General features: G+C 63.0%; 26 protein-coding genes. 9 read left to right on the top strand and 17 right to left on the bottom strand.

Features of this window, described 5'->3' with window-relative positions:
* Positions 1-505 precede the first annotated feature (505 nt).
* The gene (locus EP867_RS00005) at positions 506-1,327 is read left to right on the top strand and encodes a purine-nucleoside phosphorylase (RefSeq protein WP_128486170.1); all 822 of its coding nucleotides are present in this window, start codon (positions 506-508) and stop codon (positions 1,325-1,327) included.
* On the opposite strand, the gene EP867_RS00010 is transcribed toward EP867_RS00005, so the two are convergent.
* From EP867_RS00010 to EP867_RS00020, 3 genes are read right to left on the bottom strand one after another with little or no spacing between them, the layout of a single operon-like run.
* Positions 1,296-2,120, bottom strand: coding sequence for a C40 family peptidase (locus tag EP867_RS00010; RefSeq protein WP_128486171.1), 825 nt, complete (start codon positions 2,118-2,120; stop codon positions 1,296-1,298). The genes EP867_RS00005 and EP867_RS00010 overlap by 32 nt on opposite strands.
* A 3-nt stretch (positions 2,121-2,123) precedes the next feature.
* Positions 2,124-3,515, bottom strand: coding sequence for a leucyl aminopeptidase family protein (locus EP867_RS00015; RefSeq protein WP_128486172.1), 1,392 nt, complete (start codon positions 3,513-3,515; stop codon positions 2,124-2,126).
* Positions 3,516-3,574: 59 nt separating this feature from the next.
* Complete coding sequence (locus tag EP867_RS00020) at positions 3,575-3,934, bottom strand: hypothetical protein (RefSeq protein ID WP_128486173.1); 360 nt, start codon at positions 3,932-3,934, stop codon at positions 3,575-3,577.
* A gap of 126 nt (positions 3,935-4,060) precedes the next feature.
* Between EP867_RS00020 and EP867_RS00025 the strand changes: the two genes are divergently transcribed.
* A complete protein-coding gene (locus tag EP867_RS00025; RefSeq protein WP_128486174.1) occupies positions 4,061-4,705 on the top strand; it encodes a carbonic anhydrase in 645 nt (214 codons plus the stop codon).
* A 115-nt stretch (positions 4,706-4,820) separates the two neighbouring features.
* Positions 4,821-5,261, top strand: coding sequence for a c-type cytochrome (locus EP867_RS00030; RefSeq protein WP_128486175.1), 441 nt, complete (start codon positions 4,821-4,823; stop codon positions 5,259-5,261).
* Positions 5,262-5,302: 41 nt separating this feature from the next.
* Here the strand turns inward: EP867_RS00030 and EP867_RS00035 are convergent, their stop codons facing one another.
* Positions 5,303-5,587 carry an I78 family peptidase inhibitor gene (locus EP867_RS00035; protein WP_164888718.1) on the bottom strand — a complete coding sequence of 95 codons (285 nt, stop codon included), beginning with the start codon at positions 5,585-5,587 and terminating at the stop codon, positions 5,303-5,305.
* Positions 5,588-5,724: 137 nt separating this feature from the next.
* Here EP867_RS00035 and EP867_RS00040 point away from each other — a divergent pair, with 137 nt between their 5' ends.
* Together EP867_RS00040 and EP867_RS00045 are read left to right on the top strand one after the other, a co-directional pair.
* Positions 5,725-6,855: an S-(hydroxymethyl)glutathione dehydrogenase/class III alcohol dehydrogenase gene (locus EP867_RS00040; protein WP_128486363.1), complete on the top strand. Its 1,131-nt coding sequence runs from the start codon at positions 5,725-5,727 to the stop codon at positions 6,853-6,855.
* Positions 6,856-6,960: 105 nt separating this feature from the next.
* Positions 6,961-7,143 (top strand): hypothetical protein, encoded by a 183-nt coding sequence (locus EP867_RS00045; protein ID WP_124963529.1) that lies wholly within the window; start codon positions 6,961-6,963, stop codon positions 7,141-7,143.
* A 90-nt stretch (positions 7,144-7,233) separates the two neighbouring features.
* On the opposite strand, the gene hisC is transcribed toward EP867_RS00045, so the two are convergent.
* The 3 genes from hisC to hemF form a co-directional block, all read right to left on the bottom strand.
* Positions 7,234-8,295, bottom strand: a complete 1,062-nt coding sequence (gene hisC, locus EP867_RS00050) for a histidinol-phosphate transaminase (protein ID WP_128486177.1) — start codon at positions 8,293-8,295, stop codon at positions 7,234-7,236.
* Between the two features lie 4 nt (positions 8,296-8,299).
* Positions 8,300-9,655, bottom strand: a complete 1,356-nt coding sequence (gene aroA / locus EP867_RS00055; protein WP_128486178.1) for a 3-phosphoshikimate 1-carboxyvinyltransferase — start codon at positions 9,653-9,655, stop codon at positions 8,300-8,302.
* Positions 9,656-9,822: 167 nt separating this feature from the next.
* Positions 9,823-10,725 (bottom strand): oxygen-dependent coproporphyrinogen oxidase, encoded by a 903-nt coding sequence (gene hemF, locus EP867_RS00060; RefSeq protein ID WP_128486179.1) that lies wholly within the window; start codon positions 10,723-10,725, stop codon positions 9,823-9,825.
* A 167-nt stretch (positions 10,726-10,892) separates the two neighbouring features.
* Between hemF and EP867_RS00065 the strand changes: the two genes are divergently transcribed.
* Entirely contained in the window at positions 10,893-11,300 is a 408-nt protein-coding gene (locus EP867_RS00065) for a hypothetical protein (RefSeq protein WP_128486180.1), read from the top strand.
* Here EP867_RS00065 and EP867_RS00070 read toward each other — a convergent pair whose 3' ends face one another.
* The 6 genes from EP867_RS00070 to EP867_RS00095 all read right to left on the bottom strand — a co-directional run bounded on the left by EP867_RS00070 (position 11,301) and on the right by EP867_RS00095 (position 16,042).
* On the bottom strand, positions 11,301-12,110 hold the full coding sequence (locus EP867_RS00070) for an SDR family NAD(P)-dependent oxidoreductase (RefSeq protein WP_128486181.1): 810 nt from the start codon (positions 12,108-12,110) through the stop codon (positions 11,301-11,303).
* Positions 12,107-13,105: a class I SAM-dependent methyltransferase gene (locus EP867_RS00075; RefSeq protein ID WP_128486182.1), complete on the bottom strand. Its 999-nt coding sequence runs from the start codon at positions 13,103-13,105 to the stop codon at positions 12,107-12,109. Before EP867_RS00075 ends, EP867_RS00070 begins: the two co-directional genes overlap by 4 nt.
* A gap of 16 nt (positions 13,106-13,121) precedes the next feature.
* Positions 13,122-13,466 (bottom strand): ATP-dependent Clp protease adapter ClpS, encoded by a 345-nt coding sequence (gene clpS / locus EP867_RS00080; RefSeq protein ID WP_164888719.1) that lies wholly within the window; start codon positions 13,464-13,466, stop codon positions 13,122-13,124.
* Between the two features lie 74 nt (positions 13,467-13,540).
* Positions 13,541-14,185, bottom strand: coding sequence for a GntR family transcriptional regulator (locus tag EP867_RS00085; protein ID WP_128486183.1), 645 nt, complete (start codon positions 14,183-14,185; stop codon positions 13,541-13,543).
* Positions 14,182-15,576 (bottom strand): aspartate aminotransferase family protein, encoded by a 1,395-nt coding sequence (locus tag EP867_RS00090; RefSeq protein ID WP_128486184.1) that lies wholly within the window; start codon positions 15,574-15,576, stop codon positions 14,182-14,184. The genes EP867_RS00085 and EP867_RS00090 overlap by 4 nt, the downstream gene beginning before the upstream one ends.
* Before the next feature lie 118 nt (positions 15,577-15,694).
* Positions 15,695-16,042, bottom strand: a complete 348-nt coding sequence (locus EP867_RS00095) for a RidA family protein (RefSeq protein WP_128486185.1) — start codon at positions 16,040-16,042, stop codon at positions 15,695-15,697.
* A gap of 264 nt (positions 16,043-16,306) precedes the next feature.
* On the opposite strand from EP867_RS00095, the gene EP867_RS00100 reads away from it, so the two are divergent.
* Positions 16,307-17,935: a long-chain fatty acid--CoA ligase gene (locus EP867_RS00100; RefSeq protein WP_241656770.1), complete on the top strand. Its 1,629-nt coding sequence runs from the start codon at positions 16,307-16,309 to the stop codon at positions 17,933-17,935.
* 33 nt (positions 17,936-17,968) lie between these two features.
* Here the strand turns inward: EP867_RS00100 and EP867_RS00105 are convergent, their stop codons facing one another.
* The 4 genes from EP867_RS00105 to EP867_RS00120 all read right to left on the bottom strand — a co-directional run bounded on the left by EP867_RS00105 (position 17,969) and on the right by EP867_RS00120 (position 20,943).
* Positions 17,969-18,997, bottom strand: a complete 1,029-nt coding sequence (locus tag EP867_RS00105; protein WP_164888720.1) for an LLM class flavin-dependent oxidoreductase — start codon at positions 18,995-18,997, stop codon at positions 17,969-17,971.
* Between the two features lie 224 nt (positions 18,998-19,221).
* A complete protein-coding gene (locus EP867_RS00110) occupies positions 19,222-19,557 on the bottom strand; it encodes an H-NS histone family protein (RefSeq protein ID WP_128486187.1) in 336 nt (111 codons plus the stop codon).
* Between the two features lie 141 nt (positions 19,558-19,698).
* Positions 19,699-20,253, bottom strand: a complete 555-nt coding sequence (locus EP867_RS00115) for an ActR/PrrA/RegA family redox response regulator transcription factor (protein WP_128486188.1) — start codon at positions 20,251-20,253, stop codon at positions 19,699-19,701.
* A 69-nt stretch (positions 20,254-20,322) separates the two neighbouring features.
* Positions 20,323-20,943, bottom strand: a complete 621-nt coding sequence (locus tag EP867_RS00120) for an SCO family protein (protein ID WP_128486189.1) — start codon at positions 20,941-20,943, stop codon at positions 20,323-20,325.
* A 115-nt stretch (positions 20,944-21,058) separates the two neighbouring features.
* On the opposite strand from EP867_RS00120, the gene regB reads away from it, so the two are divergent.
* Both regB and EP867_RS00130 read left to right on the top strand, forming a co-directional pair.
* Positions 21,059-22,453 carry a sensor histidine kinase RegB gene (gene regB / locus EP867_RS00125; protein ID WP_380049807.1) on the top strand — a complete coding sequence of 465 codons (1,395 nt, stop codon included), beginning with the start codon at positions 21,059-21,061 and terminating at the stop codon, positions 22,451-22,453.
* A gap of 65 nt (positions 22,454-22,518) precedes the next feature.
* Positions 22,519-24,090: a PAS domain-containing protein gene (locus EP867_RS00130; RefSeq protein WP_128486191.1), complete on the top strand. Its 1,572-nt coding sequence runs from the start codon at positions 22,519-22,521 to the stop codon at positions 24,088-24,090.
* Positions 24,091-24,092: the final 2 nt, after the last annotated feature.

Below are 24,092 nucleotides of genomic sequence, written 5' to 3' on the forward strand. Positions count from 1 at the left end.
GATTATGACGATCCCACCTTGGCACAAAGATGCCGTCGGGGGGCGGTTACAACATCAGAGCCGGCTGCACCTCATTGTGAGATCATCAGTCTACGTCTAACAGACTCATCACCGTTGAGATGACCTGGACAAAAGGGCTCGGACGCCCCTACCGTACGTTAAGCTGTTTGGCCCTAACCTCCCCTCCAAACTCTAACGTGCTGGAGTAAGCGGAGTGCCCCCTTAAGTTGCTCGTTCGATCAACGAGAATGACAACTGGTAGTGCGATAGGTCGTCGAAGAAACTGATGCCGAGGCGGCGCCTATCAGTATGTGAACGTGCACGGTAGTTTTGGGTAGTTTGTGATAAGGGTCTTAATGAGCAGCCCCCTCCTAAGGGGCAGGTTGGTGGTTCGAATCCACTCGGGGTCACCATCCTTTCCCGACTTTCCTCCGCAATTCTTTGACAAAGCTCTCCGACAGGCGCAGCCTTTCGGAATTGGCTGTCAGACAGGGGAGGACAGGCGGTGGAGCAGACCCTGGCGATCATTGACCAGCGCAGCGGCGGGCGGCGGGTGGAACTGGGGCTGATCCTCGGCTCAGGTTTAGGCCATCTGGCAGAGGCCGCAGAGGGTGTGGCGATTCCCTATTCGAGCCTTCCGGGGTTTCCGGCAACCGGTGTCTCGGGGCATGTGCCGCGGCTGGTGATCGGAGACTTGGAGGGGGTATCGGTCGCGATCTTCGGCGGACGGGCGCATTACTATGAAGAGGGCCGCGCCAATATCATGCGCCGTCCGCTGGAGGTGCTGAAGGCGCTTGGCGCGGATCGGGTGATCCTGACCAATGCCGCAGGCTCGCTGCGCGGGGATATTCCTCCGGGCGGGCTGATGCTGATTGAAGATCACATCAACCTGAAGGGACGCTCGCCGCTGATCGGCGAGGAATCAGAGGCGCGGTTTGTGAATATGGTTGATGCCTATGACCCCGGTCTGCGCCGCGATCTGAAACGCGCCGCAAATGCGGTGGGCGTGGCGCTTCCGGAGGGGGTTTACTGCTGGTTTTCGGGGCCGAATTTTGAAACCCCGGCGGAAATCCGGGCAGCGAAAATCCTTGGCTCGGACGCCGTGGGGATGTCGACGGTGCCGGAGGTGATCCTGGCGCGGTTTCTGGGGCTGAAGGTGGGGGCGGTTTCGGTCATCACCAATATGGGCGCGGGGCTTGATGCCAGTGAGGTCATTTCACATGAGCAGACGAAAGCCGTGGCCCCGCAGGGGGGCGCACGGCTGGAAAAGGTGCTTCGCGAATATCTGCGCGGGCTCAGCGGTTCGAGAGGCGGCGGCGGTGAGTGATCGGGCCGTAGCCCTCTGCCAGGATGCGGGCCTCAGCCGCAGAGAGTTTTTCGCGCACACAGCCCATATAGGCGGCGGTGGCATGGATGATCTCATCAGGGCCTGAGACCAGCGCGACATGGCCTTTCCAGAAGACCAGATCACCGGGGCGCAGATCCTGAGGGGCGACCTCTGTGCCTGCCATGGCCTGCAGATCGCTGTCGCCCGGACAGGGGGTGCCGCAGGCCAGCATGGCCGCCTGGGCAAGACCCGAGCAGTCGATGCCCCCGCGGCTGTTGCCGCCCCAGAGATAGGGGGTGCCAAGGAAGCTTTCGGCCACTTTCACCGGATCTGAGGCAAGGGTCTCCACCGGTTCCAGATGGGCGAGGGGCACATAGCCTTCCGGCGTGCGGGCGAATTTGCCCTCTTCTTCCAGCACCTCGACCAGGGCCGCAAAAGGCAGCGCCACCAGATCGCGGGCCTGGACCTTCGGGCCTTCATAAAGCTGGCTGAAGCCGGTTTTCACCCGGTGGGTGACCGGATGATCGGGGCCGAGTGCCGCCTCGGGCAGCCAGCCACAGAAGCCATCTTTATCGGCCATCACAAAGGCCAGCCCGTCCTGGTGATCGATCACCAACACGCGCTCTCCGTAAAGCACCTGGCGGTCGCGGTCACCGCCGGGCGTTTTGAGAAGATCGGTCACCCCGGCGATCAGCCGGGCGGGGTGGCCCTCGGTAAAGGCCTGGGCCTCTACTTTGCCAAGCAGCGAGATATGGGCTTTGGTGCCGGAAAACGGCGTCAGACGGCGGTCCACTGGTCAGACTTTCACAAGGTCAGGAAGAGCTTCGAAAAGCGCACGCGCGCCCTGGCCGATGCCGCCTTTCGGGCGGGCGGGCGCGTCAGAGGGCTGATGGCAGAAGATGTCGAAATGCGCATAACGTGCCTCGCCCGCGAAGCGGCGCAGAAAGAGGGCCGCGGTAATCGAGCCCGCCATGCCGCCCGAGGGCGCATTGTCGAGATCGGCGATGCCAGGCTCAATCATCGGCTCATAGGCGTCCCAGAAGGGCATCTGCCAGAGCGGGTCGCGCACCTTTTGTGCCGCAGCTGACAGGGTTGCGGCCAGATCGGCGCAATCGGTGTAGAAGGGCGGCAGATCGGGGCCAAGCGCCACCCGCGCAGCCCCCGTCAGCGTCGCCATGGAGATCAGCAGATCAGGGCTTTCCTCGACCGCGAGCGCGAGTGCATCGGCCAGCACCAGGCGACCCTCAGCATCGGTGTTGTTCACCTCAACGGTCAGCCCGTTGCGGGCGGTCAGGATATCACGCGGGCGGAAGCTGTTGCCAGAGACCGCATTTTCCACCGCCGGGACCAGAACGCGCAGGCGGATCTTCAGGCCTGCGCCCATGATCATCTGCGCCAGCCCCATGACAGTGGCCGCACCGCCCATGTCCTTTTTCATGTTCAGCATGCCCGACGAGGGCTTCAGATCCAGCCCGCCGGTGTCAAAGCAGACGCCCTTGCCGACCAGGGTGACCTGCGGCCCCTCTGCCCCCCAGCGAAGGTCAAGAAGGCGCGGCGCGCGCGGGCTCGCGCGGCCAACGGCATGAATCATCGGAAAATTCTGCGCCAGAAGATCATCGCCGCGGATCACAGTCACATCCGCTCCATGGGCGAAAGCGAGGGCGCGGAAAGCGGCCTCCAGCTCATCGGGGCCCATGTCTGAGGCGGGGGTGTTGATCAGATCGCGGGTCAGCACCTCAGCATTGGCGATGAGTTCGAGGCGGGCGGCCTCGGTGCCTTCCGGGGCCACAAGCTGCGCCGCCGGGCGCTTTGCACTGCGGTAGCGGTCAAAGCGGTAGCCCGCCAGCAGCCAGCCAAGCGCCGCTTCATCGCGGGCCTCAGCGCTCAGCTCACCCTCAAGCCGCCAGGCCCCCTCGGGCAGGCGGGCGGCGGCGCGGGCAACGGCAAAGCGGCTGCGGGCGCGGCTGCGCGCATCCCCCAGACCCAGAACCGCACCGCTGATCTGCCCGCCTTCAGCGGGCAACAGCACCGGATCACCGGAGCCGCCGGTGAAGTTCTGCGCGGAGAGCCAGGCCTGGACCCCCTCGGGCTGACGGGCCAGAAACTCTGCAAACCCTTCGGGCGTCACAAGAAAAAGCGGACGCGCCGGGGTTCCGGCAGGGGCAAAGCTGAGACGGTTTTCGGCCATGAGAGGACTCCGGTTGCAGGCCCGCCCAGAGTGAGCCGATTGGCGATGGGCTGCAAGCCTCAGTCGTGCCAGTCAGAGGCCTGATCGAGCAGCCGCGACAATCGCGCCCAGGTGGAGGAAAGCGCCGTTGCATCCCGCAGCTGCAGGCAGTGCCGCACATCCGCCGCGACCCTTGCAATCAGCGGCAGCCCCAGATCCGGCGCAAGCCGCATCACCCGCCTGAGCCCGGCATCAAAGCCGCGAAAATCCTCACGCAGCCAGCAGCGCAGCAGCGCCCGCGCCAATGCCTGCAGTTCTTCATATCCGTCCGGAAAGGCATTGCGCACAATTTCCGCCGGACCTGCCCAGACGGGATCGGGCAAAAGCCGCTCCCGCATCCTGAGCCGGATAATTTCTCCGCCCGCCACAGTCACACCCACGTGTTTTCACCATCACCCGTGACAGTCTGCCGCTGGAAAGTTGAAGGAATGATGAGGCCCCGGCCCAAAAATCTCTCGAATTTTTCGGGCTGCGGCAGTATCTGAGGGGCATCAAGAGGATCTCAGATGACAGCGAAACTGCTTCCGACCTATCTCGTCCAGCGTTTCCATGGCTGGCGCGCCACCGCCTGGCAGGACAATAAGGCCTGGTACAAGCGTCTGGCGACGGGGGGACAACACCCCAGAGCCATGGTCATTTCCTGCTGCGACAGCCGTGTGCATGTCACCTCGATTTTCGGTGCCGATGAAGGTGAATTTTTCATCCACCGCAATATCGCAGCCCTGGTGCCGCCCTTCACGGATGACGGCAACCACCACGGCACATCTGCGGCGCTGGAATATGCCGTCACCGCGCTGAAAGTGGCGCATGTTGTGGTTCTGGCGCATTCGAACTGCGGCGGTGTCAAAGGCTGCCACGACATGTGCTCAGGCCATGCCCCGGCGCTTGAAGAAAAATCGAGCTTCGTCGGCCGCTGGATGGATATTCTGCGCCCCGGCTATGAGCGCGTGATCCATCTGCCCCAGGACGAACAGGTCGATGCCCTGGAAAAGCAGGCCGTTCTGGTCAGCCTTGAAAACCTGATGTCCTTCCCCTTCGTGCGCGCCGCCGTCGAAGCCGAAGAACTGACGCTTCACGGCCTCTGGACCTCGATCGGTGAAGGCTCGCTTGAGCAATACGACGCCGAGCGCGGCCTCTTCGTTCCGGTCTGAGCCCCTGGGTTTTGACAGAGCTGTGAACAAAAGCCCCTTCGCAGAAGGGGCTTTTGCATGTCAGACTGCCGCGCGGTGCGTCTCAGCACAGGATTTACGCGTGGAGTTCAGGCCTATGAAATCACTTACCCGGATCTCCGCCCTCAGCCTTGTGCTGCTGGCGCTTCCTGCTTTTGCCAAAGACGGCGTTACCAATCCGGCGGTCAAAGCACGGATGGACACGATGCAGGTGATCCGCGGCAGCATGGCAACGCTGGGCGATATGGCCTCGGGCAAGACCACCTTCGACGCCGCCCGCGCCACCGAGGCCAGGTCCGCCATGGCCGGCGCCGCAGCGCAGATCGTGCCAGGCTTTCAGGCACCCGAGACCGATCCCGTTGCTGAAGCCGCCCCCGCGATCTGGGAGACCTTTGACGATTTCAGCGCGAAGGCTGAAAATCTGGTGACGGCGGCGGAAGCGCTGAACACCGCCTCCCTCGACGGGCTGAAAAGCACTCTTGGCCCGGTCGCTGCGAGTTGCAAATCCTGCCACGAAGGCTACCGCCTGAGCAAATGAACCCGTCCGCAGGCCCCGCGAGGGGCCTGCCGCGCCGGGGATCAGCCGCAGTAAACGCGGGTGATGGTGCCCCGTTTATCATGTTCGATGTTCAGGCGATCATGACGCAGATCCATCGTCATCACCGAACCGGGTGCCAGCACCCGCACCGGGCTTTTGACGGCTGAGACGTCAAGGCGGCTCAGCGGTGTGCCCACCAGCCCGCCGTATCCCGCCGCGCCGCAGTCATCGAGCTTCAGCGGCCCCGGCGTGGCGACCTGCTGTTCCAGACAGCCCGGAAGCGCCAGAAGAGCCACGATCGGCAGCACTTTCAGTTTCCTCAGCAATTTCCACCCTCCTGTGTTGCATCGCGCTGCGGTTCCGGAGCAATACCCCGGCAGGCTGCAGGTCAGACTGCCACGGGTTTTCCCGTCTGTCTCCCCTGCCCGTTCAATTTTGTTGTTTCTGAAGGAGTGAACCCATGATCCGCACCCGCGCCGCCGTTGCCGTGGCCCCCGGCAAACCCCTTGAGATCATGGAGGTAAACCTTGAGCGCCCGAAGAAGGGCGAGGTTCTGGTTGAGATTAAAGCCACCGGCATCTGCCACACCGATGAATTCACCCTCTCGGGCGCAGACCCGGAAGGCATCTTCCCGGCGATCCTTGGCCATGAAGGCGCGGGCGTTGTCATCGAAGTCGGCGAAGGCGTCACCACGCTGAAGCCGGGCGATCACGTGATCCCGCTTTACACGCCCGAGTGCCGCGAATGCCCCTCGTGCCTGTCACGCAAGACCAACCTCTGCACTTCGATCCGCTCAACCCAGGGGCAGGGTCTGCTGCCCGACGGCACCACCCGTTTCTCGATGCTCGACGGCACGCCGATCCATCACTACATGGGCTGCTCGACCTTCGCGAACCACACCGTGGTGCCTGAAATCGCGCTGGCGAAGATCCGCGACGACGCGCCCTTCGACAAAGTCTGCTATGTGGGTTGCGGCGTCACCACCGGCATCGGCGCGGTGCTGAACACCGCCAAGGTGGAAATCGGTGCGAAGGCGGTGGTCTTTGGTCTGGGCGGAATTGGCCTGAACGTCATTCAGGGCCTGAAAATGGCCGGGGCTGATATGATCATCGGCGTCGATCTGAACGACAGCAAGGAAGACTGGGGCCGCAAGTTCGGCATGACCCATTTCGTGAACCCGAAGAAGATCGAGGGCTCAATCGTCCAGCATATCGTTGAGATGACCAAAACCCCCTTCGATCAGATCGGCGGCGCGGATTACTCTTTTGACTGCACCGGCAACGTCCAGGTGATGCGCGATGCGCTGGAGTGCACCCATCGTGGCTGGGGCCAGTCCATCGTGATCGGCGTGGCCCCTGCGGGAGCGGAAATCCAGACCCGTCCGTTCCAGCTTGTGACGGGTCGCGTCTGGAAAGGCACCGCTTTTGGCGGCGCGCGCGGCCGCACCGATGTTCCGGGAATCGTCGACTGGTATATGGACGGCAAAATCGAGATCGACTCGATGATCACCCATACCCTGCCGCTTGAGCGCATCAACGAGGCCTTCGATCTGATGCACAAAGGCGAATCGATCCGCGCCGTGGTCGTCTATTGATCCGACCACTCTGAGAGGTCCCCGCGGCCTCTCAGTTTTTTCGGAACCGTCAGGGTGGGGTGCGGCGTTACCCCTGCGATTGAATGAAACTGCAGGAGAGCTGTCATGACCCGTGCCCTGACCGGCGTATTTTGCGCGATGACCCTCGCGCTCGCGGCCTGCGGGCCCAACACCGCCACCCGTGCCACCACCGGCGCTGCGACCGGCGCTGTGATTGCAGGCCCTGTGGGCGCGGTCGCGGGTGCAGCCCTGGGCGGAACCGGTGCGGTGCGCGTGCGCAACCCGTAAGCCGCACTCCATAAGCCTTTGCGCTTCAGCCTTTCGCAATGCAAAAAGCCGGGATCTCTCCCGGCTTTTTCTTTTGGCTATCACGCTGCCTCAGGCCGCCAGAATCTCACCCATCGCGGTGACCAGTGCCTGGCATTCTTCTGCCGTGCCCACTGAAATCCGCAGCCAGTTGCGGATCTTTTCCGAGCGGAAGTGGCGCACCAGAATGCCCCGCGCCCGCAGTTCAGCCAGCAGATCCGCCGCATCGCGCCCCGGATGTGAGGCGAAGATGAAATTCGTCTGCGAGGGCAGCACCTTAAACCCAAGCTCCCGCAGCCCCGCACTCATCGCGTCACGATCCGCCATGACCCTGGCCCGGGTCTCATCAAACCAGGCGCGGTCCTCAAGCGCCGCTGCGGCCCCGGCCAGCGCCGGACGCCCCAGGGGATAGCTGTTAAAGCTGTCCTTAATCCGCACCAGACCCTCAATCAGATGCGGCTGGCCAAGCGCAAAGCCCACGCGCAGCCCGGCCAGACTGCGCGATTTCGACAGCGTCTGCACCACCAGCAGATTGTCGTATTTCGCAATCAGCGAAGCCGCGGAGTCGGCCCCGAAATCCACATAGGCCTCATCGACCAGCACCACGACATCCGGGTGCTGGCGCAGCAGACGCTCCACCTCAATCAGCGGCAGCGCGATCCCGGTCGGCGCATTGGGATTGGCAAGGATCACCCCGCCGCACTCGCCGGTGTAATCCGCGATATGGATGTTGAAATCCGCATCCGTCGCCACCCGGCGATAGGGAATGCCATGCAGATCACACCAGACCGGATAGAAGCTATAGGTCACATCCGCAAAAAGCACCGGCCCTTTGTCGCGGAAAAACGCCGCAAAGGCATGGCCCAGAACCTCATCCGAGCCATTTCCCGCAAAGACGTGATCCGCACTCAGGCCAAAGGCCCCGCCAATCACCCGACGCAGATCTGCCGCCACCGGATCGGGATAAAGCCTGAGCGCATCGCCCCCCGCCCCAGCCATGGCCGCCAGGGCTTTGGGCGAGGGACCATACGGGTTTTCGTTGGTATTGAGCTTGATAAAGCTCTGACCTTTGGGCTGTTCCCCCGGCACATAGGGCTCAAGTGCGTGAACGGCTGGGCTCCAGAAACGGCTCATCAGCTCACACTCCGCCGCGGGTGATCTTTGCACCCAGCTCTGCCATCAGCGGCTCAAAGACCGGGAAAGAGGTCGCAATCGGCGCCCCGTCATCCACCGAGACCGGGCTTTGCGCGGCCAGCCCCAGCACCAGAAACGACATGGCAATCCGGTGATCAAGATGGGTGGCACAGGTCGCGCCCCCCGGCACACCGCCCTCGCCCATACCATGCACGATCAGCGTGTCCTCATCTTCCTCAATGGTCACGCCACAGGCTTCAAGCCCGCGCGCCATGGCATCAATGCGGTCGCTTTCCTTCACGCGCAGCTCTTTCACGCCGCGCATGATGGTCCTGCCCGTCGCACAGGCCGCCACGACGGAGAGCACCGGAAATTCATCAATCATCGAAGCCGCACGCTCTTCCGGCGTCTCAATCCCCTTCAGCGCACCGCTGTAACGCACCCGCAGATCCGCCACCGGCTCACCGCCCTCTTCGCGGGGGTTCTCAAAGGTGATATCCGCACCCATCTCAATCAGCGTCAGGAACAGACCATCCCGCGTCGGATTGCGCGAAACACCGGGCACCAGAATATCCGATCCCGGCACCAGCAGCGCCGCACAAACCGGAAAAGCCGCCGATGAGGGATCGCGCGGCACCGCCACCACCTGCGGCTTCAGCTCCGGCCGCCCCTGCAGTCGGATTACCCGCGCCCCGTCGGCACGCACCTCCGTGCTGATCTGCGCCCCAAAGCCCGCCAGCATCCGCTCCGAGTGATCCCGCGTCGGCTCGCGCTCAATCACCACCGTCTCTCCGGGCGCATTCAGCCCCGCCAGCAGCACCGCCGATTTGACCTGAGCCGAGGGCACCGGCACCTCATAGCTCACCGCCACAGGCTCCGCCGCCCCCACGATGGTCATCGGCAGCCGCCCGCCCGAACGCCCGACACTCTGCACCCCGAAAAGCGCCAGCGGATCCGTGACCCGCTTCATCGGCCGCTTCCTGAGCGATCCATCCCCGGTAAAAGTCGCCGTGATCCCCGTGGTGGCCATGGCCCCCATGATCAGCCGCACGCCGGTGCCGGAATTGCCGCAGTCGATCACATCCGCAGGCTCGGAAAAGCCACCGACGCCCACGCCGTTCACAACCCATTCGCCTTCGCCCACACGCTCGACCTGCGCCCCGAAGGCACGCATGGCTTTGGCGGTGTCGATGACATCCTCGCCCTCCAGAAGCCCAGTGATCCGGGTCTCGCCAATGGCCATGGCGCCCAGGATCAGCGCACGATGGCTGATCGACTTATCCCCGGGCACCTGCGCCACCCCTTTGAGGGGGCCAGAGCGGTGCGCAGTCATCGGAACGGGCGTGGCATGAGACGACATGATATTTCCTGCAGCCAGAGCATTTGCCGCAAGGCTTAGCCCAAGCCGCCCCCCCGGTCCATGCTCAAGAACACCTGCCGCTAAACGCGCCTGATTTTGGCTTTTTGGAAAATACTCCGCGGGGGTCCGGGGGCGCGAAGCCCCCGGCGCTCACCACAAAGGCGCGGTCAGATCCATTTCGCCAGCGGCGGCAGCGACATCAGCACCGCATTGGCATCATGCCCGGTCTCCAGACCAAACTTCGTGCCGCGGTCATACACCAGGTTATATTCCGCATAGAGCCCGCGGTGCACCAGCTGCGCCTCGCGCTCTGCCTCACCAAAAGCCCTTTCCCGACGGCGGTCGACCAGCGGCACAAAGGCCGGCAGGAAGGCCTCCCCCACCGCACGGGTGAAAGCAAAATCCGCTTCCCAGTCGCCGGTGTTCAGATCGTCGTAAAAGATCCCGCCCACGCCGCGCGCACGACCACGATGGGGAATGAAGAAATATTCATCCGCCCAGGCCTTAAAGCGGTCGTAATAGCCCGCATCATGGGCATCGCAGGCCTGCTTCATCTGCGCATGAAAATGCGCGGTGTCTTCCGCAAATTCCAGAGCCGGGTTCAGGTCGGCGCCGCCGCCGAACCACCAGGCATGGGGGGTCCAGAACATCCGGGTGTTCATATGCACCGCCGGCGCATTGGGATTGCGCATATGCGCGACGAGAGAGATCCCGCTGGCCCAGAAGCGCGGATCTTCTGCCATCCCCGGCACGCCCCGCGCTGCCATGGCCTTCTGCGCCCGCGGCTGCAGGGTGCCATGCACCTCAGACCAGTTCACACCCACCTTCTCAAAGACCCGGCCGCCCCGCATCACGCTCATGATGCCGCCACCGCCATCATTGGCACGGCTGGTCGGCGTCACCTCAAAACGGCCCGCAGGCAGCTCGGATCCCGGACCAGAGGTATGTCGGTCCTCAAGATCTTCAAAAGCCGCCACAATGCGGTCACGCAGGCTGCGAAACCAGGCAGCGGCCTGAGCCTTTTGCGCCTCAGCCGCGCCGGATGGCAGGTCAGAAACAGATGCGGTCATGAAATCCCCCGGGGCTGTACTGCCCCCGGTTTAACAGCCCCGCTTCCGCGCCGCTATCCCTGTGCAGCCGGCTCAGACCGCCGCGCCCTGAAAATTGATGGCCCCTCACCTTTACAGCCTCCCCGCCCGGGCCCACACTCAGCCCCGATCTGCACTGAGGTTGCACCATGGCTCTTCGCTTTGCCCGTTTCGCCCTTCTCGCCCTGCCCGCCCTGGTGGCGGCCTGTGGCACGCCGCAGGAACGCTGCATCCGCCGCGGGACTGAGGATCTGCGCACGCTCAACAGCCTGATCGCCGAATCCGAGGCCACCCTCAGCCGCGGCTATGCCCTGGTCGATGTGGAAACCACCCGGATGAGCTGGGAACAATGCGGCTGGTATCGCCCCCGCAAAGAAGGCGCCGCGCCCGAGCCGCGCATGTGCTGGCGTGCGGTGCCCGATACGGTCACCCGCCCCCTCTCGGTCAACCTCGATGCTGAGCGCGCGAAGCTGCAGTCCATGAAGGTGAAGCAGCGCCAGCTCCAGGCCGCAGCCAGCCCGGTGATCGCCGCCTGCCGCGCGCAGTTCCCGGAATAATCAGTGACCGGGCGCGGCCACCACATCGAGAAGACTGCGCCCGCCATCGAGCGTCAGAACCTGGCCCGTCATAAAGGCAGAGGCATCTGAGGCCAGAAACTGCACCACTTCAGCCAGTTCAGAAGGTGCCGCGATCCGGCCGAGCGGCGTACCCGCAAGGATCTCTTCGCGCCAGTCCGGATCGCTGCGCAAAGCGCTCTGCAGACTGGCCGACATGACCGAGCCGGGCGCAACACAATTCACCCGGATCCGCGACGGCGCCAGGGCCAGAGCCAGCGAACGGGTCATCTGCTCAATGGCCGCACAGGCAACCGAATAACCGAAAAGCTCAGGGCGCGTGGCCCGCGCCGTCACCGACGACAGGTTGATGATCGTCCCCGCCGGAGCCGCCCCTTCGGTATCCGCAGCCGCCTGCAAAATCATCCGCCGCGCCGCCATCTGGCTCACCCGCAGCGCCGTCATCAGGTTTTGCGACAGCATCTCTTCAACCTGATCCTCCTCCGGCGACAAAGGATCAGAAAGCGCCGTCGCACGGCTGGCATTCACCAGAATATCAATCCGGTCAAAGGCATCGACCGTGGCCGACATCAGGTTGGAAATGCTGAGTTTTTTGCGCAGATCCCCGGCAAACCAGCGCACCGGACCCTCGGAGTAAGCCTCTTCGCCAAGCTCGGCGATGAGGCCCTTTTCGTCAAAATCAGCGCACATCACCCGCGCGCCCCGGTCGGCAAGATGGCGGGCGATGGCCCGCCCGATGCCATGCGCCGAACCCGTCACGATCGCGACTTTGCCGGCGACCGAGAGGCTCATTTCGCGCCCTTGCCCTGAATGGGGCGCGACGCCCGCCACAGACGGAAGCTGTTGTCGCCGCCGATCATCTCCACCTCGCGGAAGAGCTTTTGCAATTCCGGCTCATAGGGCAGCTGCTTATTGGCCACCAGCCAGAGCGTGCCTGAGGTGGTCAGATTGCGCGCCGCCGCCTGCAGGAAGGCGATGCCAAGCTTCGGATCGGCCTCGCGAGCGGTATGGAAGGGCGGGTTGCAGACGATGACGCCGAAAGGCACCTCCGCCTTAAAGGTCGTGGCATCGGCCCAGTGGAACTGCGCCCGCGGGTCGGTGATGTTGCGGCGTGCGCAGTCCAGCGCCTCAGCCTCTGCCTCAATCAGATGCAAATCCTGCACGCCGGGGCGCTTGAGCACCTCAGAGCTGAGATAGCCCCAGCCCGCGCCGAAATCCCCCACACGGCTGTGCAGCTTTTCCGGCAGCGCCGCGGCCAGCAGCGCCGAGCCCCGGTCGATGCCATCGGCAGAAAACACCCCAGGACGGGTGATGAAGCCATCCACCTGATGATCCTGCGCCGCCCAGTCCTGCGGCAGGGGGGCCGCGCGGAACATGAAGATCTTACCATGGGCCTTGGAATAGGCCTCACCCGGCGCAAGGCCTGCGCCTTTCAGGTCTTTCAGCACCGATTCAATGCCGTCGGTCTTTTGACCATCGACCCAGACCGGCGCGCCTTCGGGCAGAGCAGCCACAGCCTCAACCAGCATGGCCCGCGACAGATCCCGCGCCCGCGGCACGCAGACGAGCGCGGCCGAAAACGCGCCCTCCACCTTCGCAGCCACCGGGATACGGCGGGCGGAAAACGCATCAAAATCAGGGCGGAAGCCGGTGACGACCTGCAGGCGATCTGCAGGAATGCCATCAAAATAATCCTCAGCCCGCGGGCGCAGGATGAGAACACGGCCCTCTTCGGGCCAGGCGAAAGCGCCGCTGTTGAGCGCGGCAGTCAGTCGTTCAGAACGCATGAGCGGGCCTCCGGCCCTATTCCTTTTCCATCGTGCATTGAAGCGGATGCTGATGGCGGCGGGCCGCCTCCATCACCTGGGCGACCTTGGTCTCCGCCACTTCAAAGCTGTAAACCCCGACCACGGCGAGGCCTTTTTTATGGACCGTCAGCATGATCTCAAAGGCCTGGGCGTGGTTCATGCCGAAATAGCGTTCCAGAACATGCACCACGAATTCCATCGGGGTATAATCATCATTCAGCAGCATCACCTTATACATCGGCGGCCGCTGGGTCTTCGGTCTGGTCTTCGTGACGACGGATGCATCAGAACCACCATCCGGATCATCCGGCGGGGTGCTCATGGTCCAGGTCTCAGTCATCACCAGTGCCTCATTCTCTCAGGATGTCATGATATATAGCCGAGAGGGGCGGTCTGCAAAAGGGGTGCGCCCCTTCAGGGTAAAGCCGAAACCGGTGAGAGTGCTTCAAGCGCGTCAGATATATCCCCTGCGATGGCCCGCCGCAGCCCCTCAGGATCGCTTTGGCGGATCGCGATGAGCGCCTGCTGATGGCGGTCTTCGCGCAGAAAGCCGGGCGCGGAGTCAAAAAGCCGCGACATATGCGGCCCCGTTTTCAGCCACAGGCTTTCGATCAGTGGCACAAGAACCGATCCGGGATCGGCGCGGTAAAGGCTGAAATGAAAGCGAAAATTCAGCCGCATATAGTCGCGCCGGTCGCCCCGCCGGATCGCCTGCGACAAAGCCTCATCGAGGTTTTGCAGATCTGTCACCTGCGCGGCGCTGAGATGGGGCAGCGCGGCAACGGAGGCCTCAGGCTCAAGAAGCGCACGGGCGCGGATCAGGGCGGCAAGCTGGTGAGAGGACAGATCGGGCACGCTGAGACGCCGGGTCGGGGAGGCCTCGAAGCCCCCCTCAGCGGTCACGCGGCGCAGTGCCTCACGCACCGGCATGGTGCCAAGACCGAGGTCAGCGGCGAGAGAAGCCACCGTCACCGCCTGCCCCGGCGCGAGCCGCCCCTCAAAGAGCGTCTCTCGCAGGCGCTTCCAGGCCAGATCATGCTGCGGGGTCACGCCGCTCATGCCGCCTGCCAGAGACCCTCGGCCTTCGCCTGAGCCATAGCCTCATCCAGCGAGGTCCAGGCGCGGTCGATCAGCAGATCAATCTCAGCCGTGGTGATCACCAGCGGCGGCGCGATGATCATCCGGTCGCCCACATGCCGCATGACAAGGTTATTGGCAAAGCAGCGCTCGCGGGTCAGATAGCCCACCTTGCCCTCTCCGGCGGCAAAGGCTGCGCGGCGCGACTTATCCGGCGTCAGCGCAATTGAGCCCATGAGCCCGCAGAGTTTTGCCTCTCCCACCATGGGGTGATCGGTCAGCTGCGCCCATTTCACCGCAAGATAAGGGTTGGCGGTGTTGCGGACGTGATCCACCACCCGCTCCTCCTCCATGATGCGCAGGTTCTCCAGCGCCAGAGCCGCCGCCAGAGGATGCCCGGAATAAGTATAGCCGTGGTTAAACTCATCGCCCGCGATCACTTCGGCCACCTCATCGCAGATGATCGAGCCGCCGATCGGCGCATAGCCCGAGGACAGCCCCTTGGCCACCGTCATGATATGCGGACGGATCCCCATGGTCTGGCTGCCGAACCACTGGCCGGTGCGGCCAAAGCCGGTGATGACTTCATCGGCGATCAGAAGGATGCCGTATTCGTCACAGATGCGCTGGATTTCCGGCCAATAGGTCGGGGGCGGAATAATCACACCGCCCGCCCCCTGCACCGGCTCGCCAATAAAGGCGGCAACACGCTCCGGCCCGATCTCTTTGATCTTCGCTTCCAGTTCACGCGCGCGCTTGAGGCCGAAATCTTCCGGCGACATCTCGCCACCCTCAGACCACCAGTCGGGCTGGCCGATGTGGTAAATCTCCGGGATCGGCATCCCCCCCTGAGCGTGAATGGGCTTCATGCCGCCCAGGCTGCCGCTGCCCATGGAAGAGCCGTGATAGCCGTTCCAGCGCGACAGGATCACCCGCCGCTCCGGCTGGCCTTTGCGCGCCCAGTAATGGCGCACCAGACGGATATTGGTGTCATTCGCCTCTGAGCCGGAGCCTGCGAAGAACACATGGTTCAGATCACCGGGGGCGAGTTCTGCAATCTTTGCCGCAAGCGCGATGGCGGGCACATGGGTGGTCTGGAAGAAGGTGTTGTAATAGCTCAGCTCGCGGATCTGTGCTGCGGCGGCCCCGGCCATTTCCTCACGGCCATAGCCGATGTTCACGCACCAAAGACCCGCCATGGCGTCAAGGATCTCATGACCCTCACTGTCGGTCAGAAAGACGCCCTTGGCGCGGGTGATGACGCGGGCGCCTTTTTCGGCAAGCTGTGCGCCTGCGGTGAAGGGGTGCATGTGGTGCGCGGCGTCAAGCGCCTGCAGCTCAGCGGTGGGCAGATGATTGGAAATGCGCGACATGATAAAAACTCCTGCTGCGCTTAAGCCTGGGGCGGCGACGCGGTTCTGGCAAGAATTTTGATCAAAATTTTCCGTGAGCCTCTGCCGCGCCTGGTGAGAGGCGCGGCAGACTGCCGGATTATTTCGCCGGGATCGCAGCGGTGATGATGATCTCAACTTTATACTGCGGGGCGGCCAGTTTTGCCTCGCCGGTGGCGCGGGCCGGGGTGTGGCCCTGGGGCACCCATGCGTCCCAGGCCGAGTTCATCTCAGCGAAATCGGCCATATCGGCCAGCCAGATGATCGCCTGAAGGATGTTCTCTTTCGAGGTGCCGGCCTCTGCCAGCAGCGCGTCAATCTGACGGAGCACGTCAGCGGTTTGCTCGGCGACGGTTGCGCCTTCGCCGATCTGACCGGCCAGCCAGACGGTGCCGTTATAAATGACGGCCTCTGACATACGCGGGCCGATGTTGATGCGCTGGATCATGGGATATCCTCGGGTCCTGAACTCAGGCAGGCCCGGTCGGGCCGCCGGCGGAAAACCTCCGCAGAGTGAGCTATAGAAAAGCGAAAGGATTGCCGCCAGCCTTTCGCACCCCTGTGCCCGGAATTTCAGCAAAGGGGGGAAAATTATGGACAGGCGGAAGGCCACCGTTGCACCATGCGCCGGCTGCGAGCCGGGGAGGCCCCTGAAGGGGACGGCACGCGCGAAAGCCGTCACAGGCCGTGGCGGAAAGGGAGAATGAGACGGATGACGACTGAAGGCCTGCCCGCGCCGATGCCCGGGCTGATGATGCACCGCGAATTGTCGATCCCGGCAATTCTGGATTACGCCGCCGAAGTGACCCCGGGGCTGAGGATCACCTCGGCCCGGGTTGAGGGCGATCTGCACAGCTATACGATCGCAGAAGCACGCGGACGTATCCGCCGCCTCGCCTCGGCGCTGCGCGCAGAGGGGTTCGGGCCGGGTGACCGCATCGCGACGCTGGCCTGGAACGGCTATCGGCACTTTGAACTTTACTACGCCATCGCGGGGATCGGAGCGGTCTGCCACACCATCAACCCGCGGCTCTTCCCCGAGCAGATCGCCTGGATCATGAACCACGCCAAAGATCAGGCGCTGTTCTTTGACACCACCTTCACCAGCCTGGTGCAGGACCTTCACCCGCAGATGCCGGAGGGCATCAAACTCTACAGCCTGAGCGACGATCAGGTGACTGAGGGCGCAACCCCTTACGAAAAGCTGATTGCAGAGTCAGAGGAGCTGCCCTTCTGGACAGAGGTGCCCGAGGGCACGGCCGCCTGTATGTGCTATACCTCCGGCACCACCGGCGATCCGAAGGCCGCGCTTTACTCGCACCGCTCAACCATTCTGCACGCCCTGTCGACGGCGCTTGCGGCACCCGACAGCTTTGGTCAGGGCCGCTGCGTGATGCCGGTCGTGCCGCTCTTTCACGTCAATGCCTGGGGGCTGCCCTATACCGCGCCGCTGACCGGGACCGATATCGTCTTTCCGGGGCCGAAACTCGACGGACCTTCGGTCTGTGCCCTGATGGAAAAGACCGGGGTGACCGCCTCCTGGGGGGTGCCGACGGTCTGGCAGGGGCTGTTGGAAGAGATGCGCAGGACCGGGCGCAAACCCGCCCGGCTTGAGGTGCTTTATATCGGTGGCTCGGCGCTGGCCCAGGCGATGATCCGCAGCTTTGACGGCTTTGGCGTGCGCGCTCTGCATGCCTGGGGCATGACCGAGATGAGCCCGATCGGCACGGTGACGCGCCCCACCCCCGCTGACGACCCGGAAGCCCGGATCGCTGAGGCCACCCCCCAGGGCAAACGGACCTTCGGGGTGGAGCTGAAGATCGTCGACGAAGACGGCCGGCGCCTGCCCCATGACGATCAGGCCACCGGGGAACTGCTGGTGCGGGGCCACGGCGTGATCGCGGCCTATTATGATGCGCCCGCCGCCTCTGCCAAAGCCTTTGACACCGAGGGCTGGTTCCGCACCGGGGATGTGGCCCGGATCAGCCCCGAGGGGCAGCTGACCATCGTGGACCGCACCAAAGATCTGATCAAATCCGGCGGCGAGTGGATCTCATCGATCGATCTGGAAAACGCCGCCATCGCCTGCGAGGGCGTGGCCATGGCCGCCGCCGTCGCGGTGCCGCATCCGCGATGGGATGAGCGCCCGCTGCTGGCGGTCATCCGCGCCCCCGGCTCAGAGGTGGCGGCCGCCACGATCCTTGAGGCCATGGCAGCCAGAATGCCGAAATGGCAGCTGCCCGATGATGTGGTCTTCGTTGAAACCATCCCGCTGACCGCCACGGGGAAGATCTCGAAAAAAGACCTTCGGATGCAGCTGAAAGATTACTACCAGAACTGAAAAAGGCCGCCGGGAGATCCGGCGGCCTTTCTCTTACCCGGCGATCAGCTCGCGCACGCGGGGAATGACCTGCGTGCCGTAAAGCTCAATCGAGCGCATCATTGCCTCATGGCTCAGGGTGCCCTGCGAGTACTTCATTTCAAAGCGCGACAGACCAAGCGCCTTCACGGTCCCCGCGATCTTCTTTGCCACCGTCTCGGGGGAGCCGACATACATCGAGCCCGAGGCCACTTCGGCCAGAAACTCGCGCTTCGACGGCGGGCCCCAGCCGCGTTCACGCCCCAGACGGCTGCGCAAAGTCTCATATCCGGCCCAGGCCTGCTCAACCGCCTCTTCATCGGTCGGAGCAACATGGCCGGGGCTATGTACCCCGATCGGCTGAACCGTTTGATTCATCTGATTGGCCGCATCGCGATATAATTCGGCAAAAGGACGGAAACGGCGCGGGTCGCCACCGATGATTGCCAGCATTAAAGGGACATTATGTCGCACCGCGCGAACCACGGACTCCGGGCTGCCGCCGACGCCAACCCAGACCTTCAGCCCCTTATCCGAGAGCGGCGGATAAACGGCGGTATTCTTCAGCGGGCTGCGGGTTTCACCGGACCAGCTGACCTTTTTCTCACGCACAAGACGCATAAAAAGATCGAGCTTTTCCTCAAAAAGCTTCTCATAATCCTGAAGCTCATAACCAAAAAGCGGATAGCTTTCGGTGAAGGAGCCACGGCCCAGGATCACCTCTGCCCTGCCACTAGAAATGGCATCCAGGGTCGAGAAACGCTGAAACAGCCGAACCGGATCATCCGTCGACAAAACCGTAACCGCCGTGCCGAGCCGGATGCGCGAGGTCTGGCCCGCAATCATGCCAAGGATCACCTCAGGCGAGGAAATCGCGAAATCGTCGCGGTGATGCTCTCCCAGACCGATGTAATCAATTCCCACCTGATCGGCGAGCACGGCCTCTGCCACAACATTCCGCAGAACCTGCGGCTGCGACAGAAGTTGTCCGTCAGGACCGCGGGTAACATCCCCGAAAGTATCGAGCGCAAATTCGACTGACATTGCAATCTCCTGTTCTGATCAGCGCTGATATGGGAAGCGTTCAATAAACTGTCATCATTCGCGAATGCACAGAGTATTAAATAAAAATGCACACAATTAAGGCAGCACAGATCTGTGTAACCAAAATTATCTTTTTATTTCATGCGTGTAAAAATTATAAACCGCATAGCGAAATAAAAAGGGGCCGAATTAACGGCCCCTTTCTGATATCTCAGTTATCGCGATCACGTTTCCGGAACAGCCATCTCATCCGGAGTCTGACCCATAGCCAGAGCCTCGGTAAACCATTTCGGTTTACGGCCGCGACCGGTCCAGGTTTCGGACGGATTCAGCGGGTTTGCGAATTTCGCAGCACCACCACCGCTGCGTGCACGGGTGGCACGCTGCGGTTGTCCCGACAGCAGTTCATTCAGGGTGAATCCCAGTTGACGAGCTTTATCTTCCAGCTCTGCAAGGGCTTCTTTCTTGCGACGGTCTTCGTAAGTCACCACTGCACGGTTCACCCGAACCTGCAGATCTTTCAGCTCACGCAGCGACAGTGTGTTCAGATCAAGTTCCATACGCCCCTCCGGTAATTCCGGTACTTGAAAATTTTGTAATCGTTTGAAACGACATGACTGACGGGCATATTGGATATCGAAATAGAAATCCAGCCCGATTTACCATCAGGCTGAATTACGCATGGGAGTCTTTACGGTTCCTTACTTCGGACTTCTTTTCGCCAGAATTCTCTGCAGCGTCCGACGATGCATATTCAGACGACGCGCCGTTTCAGAAACATTACGGTCGCATTGTTCATAAACACGCTGAATATGCTCCCAACGCACGCGGTCCGCAGACATCGGATTTTCCGGCGGCGGCGGCAGCGAATCCGGATTGGAGAGAAGCGCGTTCATCACATCATTGGCATCTGCCGGCTTGGACAGGTAATCCAGCGCGCCGATCTTCACCGCGGCCACAGCGGTCGCAATCGCCCCATAGCCGGTCAGCACCACGATGCGGCAGTCAGGGCGCTGCTCACGCAGGGTCTCCACCACATCCAGACCATTCCCGTCTTCCAGGCGCAGGTCGACCACGGCATAAGCCGGCGCACGGCTCAGAGCGATCGCCTTACCGGCGGCCACGCTTTCAGCCGTCTCCGGCTGGAAACCACGCTTTTCCATGGCGCGGGCCAGACGCTTAACGAATGCTTCATCATCATCAACGAGAAGCAGTGAACGGTCTTCGCCAAGATCAGCAGGATCGAAATCGGACATCAGTCCCTCCGTTTACATCACGCCCCGAAATACATCACGCAGACCGGCTCAGGGGCAGCCGGCACTTTCTCAGGAATTTTCCAGAAAGCAGGCGACCTGAGCCGCCATCTGGTCCGCAGGAATTTCGCGGCGGAAGAAGTCAAGGAAACCCTTCTCCGGGTCCATGAGATAGGTAAAGGTCATGTGGCCGACCAGATAGTAGTCGTCCTTTTTTTCTTCGGCCTGGTAAACGACGCGGTAGGCTTTCGCCGCAGCGGCGATCTGAGCCTCGGTACCGGTCAGGCCGATCATCCTGGGATGGATATTCTCTGCATAATCGGCCAGCACCTCGGGCGTGTCACGGCCCGGGTCAACGGTCACAAAGACCGGGGTCACTTCATGGCCCATCTCATCAAGAATATCGATCACCTCTGCATTGCGCACCGTATCGACCGGACAGACGTCCGGGCAGAAGGTGTAACCGAAATAGACCAGAGACGGTTTCGTCAGGACATCTTTTTCCGTGACCTCTGTGCCATTGTGGTCAACCAGCGTGAAGGGCCCGCCGATTGCCCCCGAGCCTCCGGCGACGACGGAAGAGCGGCAGGGCGCCAGGGGGTCGGCGCTGTTGCGCGCGAAAACATACCACGCCGTTCCGCCGAGCAGCGCGGCCACAGCACCCACCGCGATCGCGGCATAGACCCTGGTCATGAAGATCAATCTCCGTATATACTCGGCCCTGCGCCCGGGCAGGAAAGTCGGCCTTTTACGCCCCGGACCCGGGACAGACAACAACTCCAGAAGCGACCGGGGTCTTTTCATGTCAATGCCACACGTCCAGCCGGACGCCGAATTCCTCAGCGGGGACAGCACATGGGTGCGGATGCAGACCGTCATTCTTGTGCGCTGGACCGCCGTTGCAGGTCAGATCGGGGCGATCGCCACGGTGACGCTCTGGTTTGATCTGGCGCTGCCGCTTTTCGCCTGCGCGGTGACCATCGGGGCGCTGGTTCTGTCGAACCTTCTGACCTCGACCCTGCTGCCCGCCAACTACCGGCTCAGCAGCAAAGAACTGCGGGCGCTTCTGCTCTTTGACCTGGTGCAGCTGGCGGTTCTTCTGGCGCTGACGGGGGGGACGACCAATCCCTTTGCACTGCTGATGGTGGCCCCGGTCGCCATTTCCGCAACCGGCCTAAGACGCGGATCTGCAACGACAATTTGCATCGCCACTCTGATCGCCTCGGTCTGCGCCTCGGTCTTCAGCCTGCCTTTGGTCTACACCAGTGGTGAGATGATCACCATTCCGCCCATTCTGAGCTATGGCTATCTCCTTGGCATTCTGATCACGACGATTTTCATCGCGGTCTATACCCACCGCGTCTCGGCAGAGATCCGCAATATGGCCAGTGCGCTGATGGCCACCCAGATGGCCCTCTCGCGGGAGCAGAAGCTGACCGATCTGGGCGGTGTCGTCGCGGCCTATGCCCATGAACTGGGCACGCCGCTTGCCACCATCAAACTGGTCAGCGCGGAGCTGATGGATGAGCTGTCCGATCACGAAAATCTGAACGACCTGCGCGAGGATGCAAAGCTGATCCGCGACCAGGCCGACCGCTGCCGTGACATTCTGCACTCCATGGGACGGGCCGGAAAGGACGACCTTCACCTGCGGCAGGCCCCGCTCGACAGCGTACTTCGGGAAGCGGCAGAGCCCCATATGAACCGCGGTCGCGAGTTGATTTTTGATCTGCGCCCCGCCGATGCGAGCCAGGGAAAACAGCCCGTCATCCGTCGCGCGGCAGAGGTGATCCACGGGCTGCGCAACCTTATTCAGAACGCGGTGGATTTTTCCGCCAGCACCGTCTGGATCGATGGCCACTGGACGGATGAGCATCTGATCGTGCGGGTGATTGACGATGGTCCGGGCTATCCGGCGCATCTGCTTGGCCGTATTGGCGATCCCTTCCTGCGCGCGCGCCCGGATGAGGTGAAGGCGCGGCCGGGCTATGACGGGATGGGTCTGGGCCTCTTTATCGCCAAGACGCTGCTGGAGCGCTCGGGTGCAGCCATCACCTTCCGCAACGGCGGCGATCCCTTCCTCGATCAGCATGAGCGCCCCGAGCGTTCAGGCGCGATTGTTGAGCTGATCTGGCCCCTTGCCGCGATTTCGGGAACGACGAGCGGCGGTCTTGGCGAGAACCGGAACAACCCTGACCTGTGAGACCTGAGTTAATCTCAACTTAACATTTTGGCGTCATCCTGAGGGTTCAGGCATCGGGATGACCCATGATTTCTGCGTATCTGCCTTATTTCGGCCTGGCGGGGCTTGTCCTGTCGATGCTCATTCTGGGCAGCGCCGGGCTTTACGCGCTGCCCCGCCACAGGCAGATCCTGCCACCGGATGCAGCGGAAGGCGGGCTGACCCTTCTTTTTGACGGCGACAGGCTGCTGGACGCCAGCGCCGCCGGGCGGGCGTTTTTTGCCGCCCTGCCTGCGGGGGGGCCGGGGGACTGGCACCGCTTTCTCGCCTGGGCGGAGCAGAGCTTCGGTCCCGGGGCGGCTGCACTTCATCAGTTGAAAACCGAAGGCGTCCTCCGGATCGGCCCTGCCGCCGAGAGCGGCCTTCTGCTGCGGGGGGAGTGGCGCAGCGGTCTGCAGCATATCCGCCTCTCACCGGCAGATGCCGCGCCGGACCTGCCATCTGACACCCCCGCCATCCGCCTGCGCGATGCAGAACTCGCGCGCCTGCGCGCCATCCTTGAGGCGCTTCCCCTGCCGCTCTGGACCGAAGATACGCGCGAGGGAATCGTGACCGCTGTAAATTCAGCCTATGATGCGCTGCTGCCCGCCAATATCCGCGACCGCCCCGCCGCACGGCGCGGCTGGCCCCTGCCCCAGGCCTTTCCGCCGGGCAGCAAAGACGGCAGCCTGCTGACCCTCGGCACGGGCACAGACGCACGCCGCTGGCGGCTGCGCCGCCTCGATGTGCCCGGCGCCCCCGTTCGCCTGGCCCTTCCCGCTGAGGAAACGCCGGCGGGGGACGATGCCATGAACGCCTTTGTCCGCACCCTGGCGCTCACCTTCGCGGGGCTGCCCATCGGTCTTGCCGTTTTCGCCCCTTCGGGGGAGCTGCGCCTTTTCAACCCCGCACTGACCGATCTGACCGGCCTGCCGGCCGAGTTTCTGGCAGCGCAGCCCAGGCTTTCGGCCTTTCTGGATGAGCTTCGCCACCGCAATATGCTCCCGGAGCCGCGTGATTACCCCGCCTGGCGCGCCCGCATCGCTTCCATCGGCGCAGAAGACTGCCCGGGCTATGAAGAGATCTGGCCACTGCCTGACGGGCAGACCTTTCAGGTGGTGGGCCACAGCCCTGCGCCCGGCGCCATCACCCTCCTGATCCACGACATCAGCCATGAGGTGAGCCGCTCCCGCCGCCTGCGCACGGATCTTGCGCTTGGCCAATCCGTGCTCGACGCCATGGAGGAGGCGGTGATCGTCTTTTCCGCATCGGGCGACGTGCTTTTGTCCAACAGCGCCTATGACCGTCTCTGGCACGAGAACCTCTCTGAAAGCCTGACCCTGCACCGCATCGGCACGATCTGTGCCGCCTGGCGTGCCCAGTCCACGCCCGACCCGCTCTGGTCTGAGGTTGAGCGCTGGCTGCAGCGGCCCGAGCGGCGCGACCCGCTGGAAGGAATGATCCGGCGCAGGGACGGTCGTGCGCTGAGGCTGCACCTCAAACATCTGCCCGGCGACGCGGTTCTGGTCACCTTCCGCAGCGCTGCTCAGCGCGCAGCCACCACTCCCGCGACGCCCCCTGCCCGCAGACCCCGTTCCCGCGCCATCCCCGCAGGTTAAAC

The sequence above is a fragment of the Falsigemmobacter intermedius genome, assembly GCF_004054105.1.
Taxonomy (GTDB): Bacteria; Pseudomonadota; Alphaproteobacteria; order Rhodobacterales; family Rhodobacteraceae; genus Wagnerdoeblera; species Wagnerdoeblera intermedia.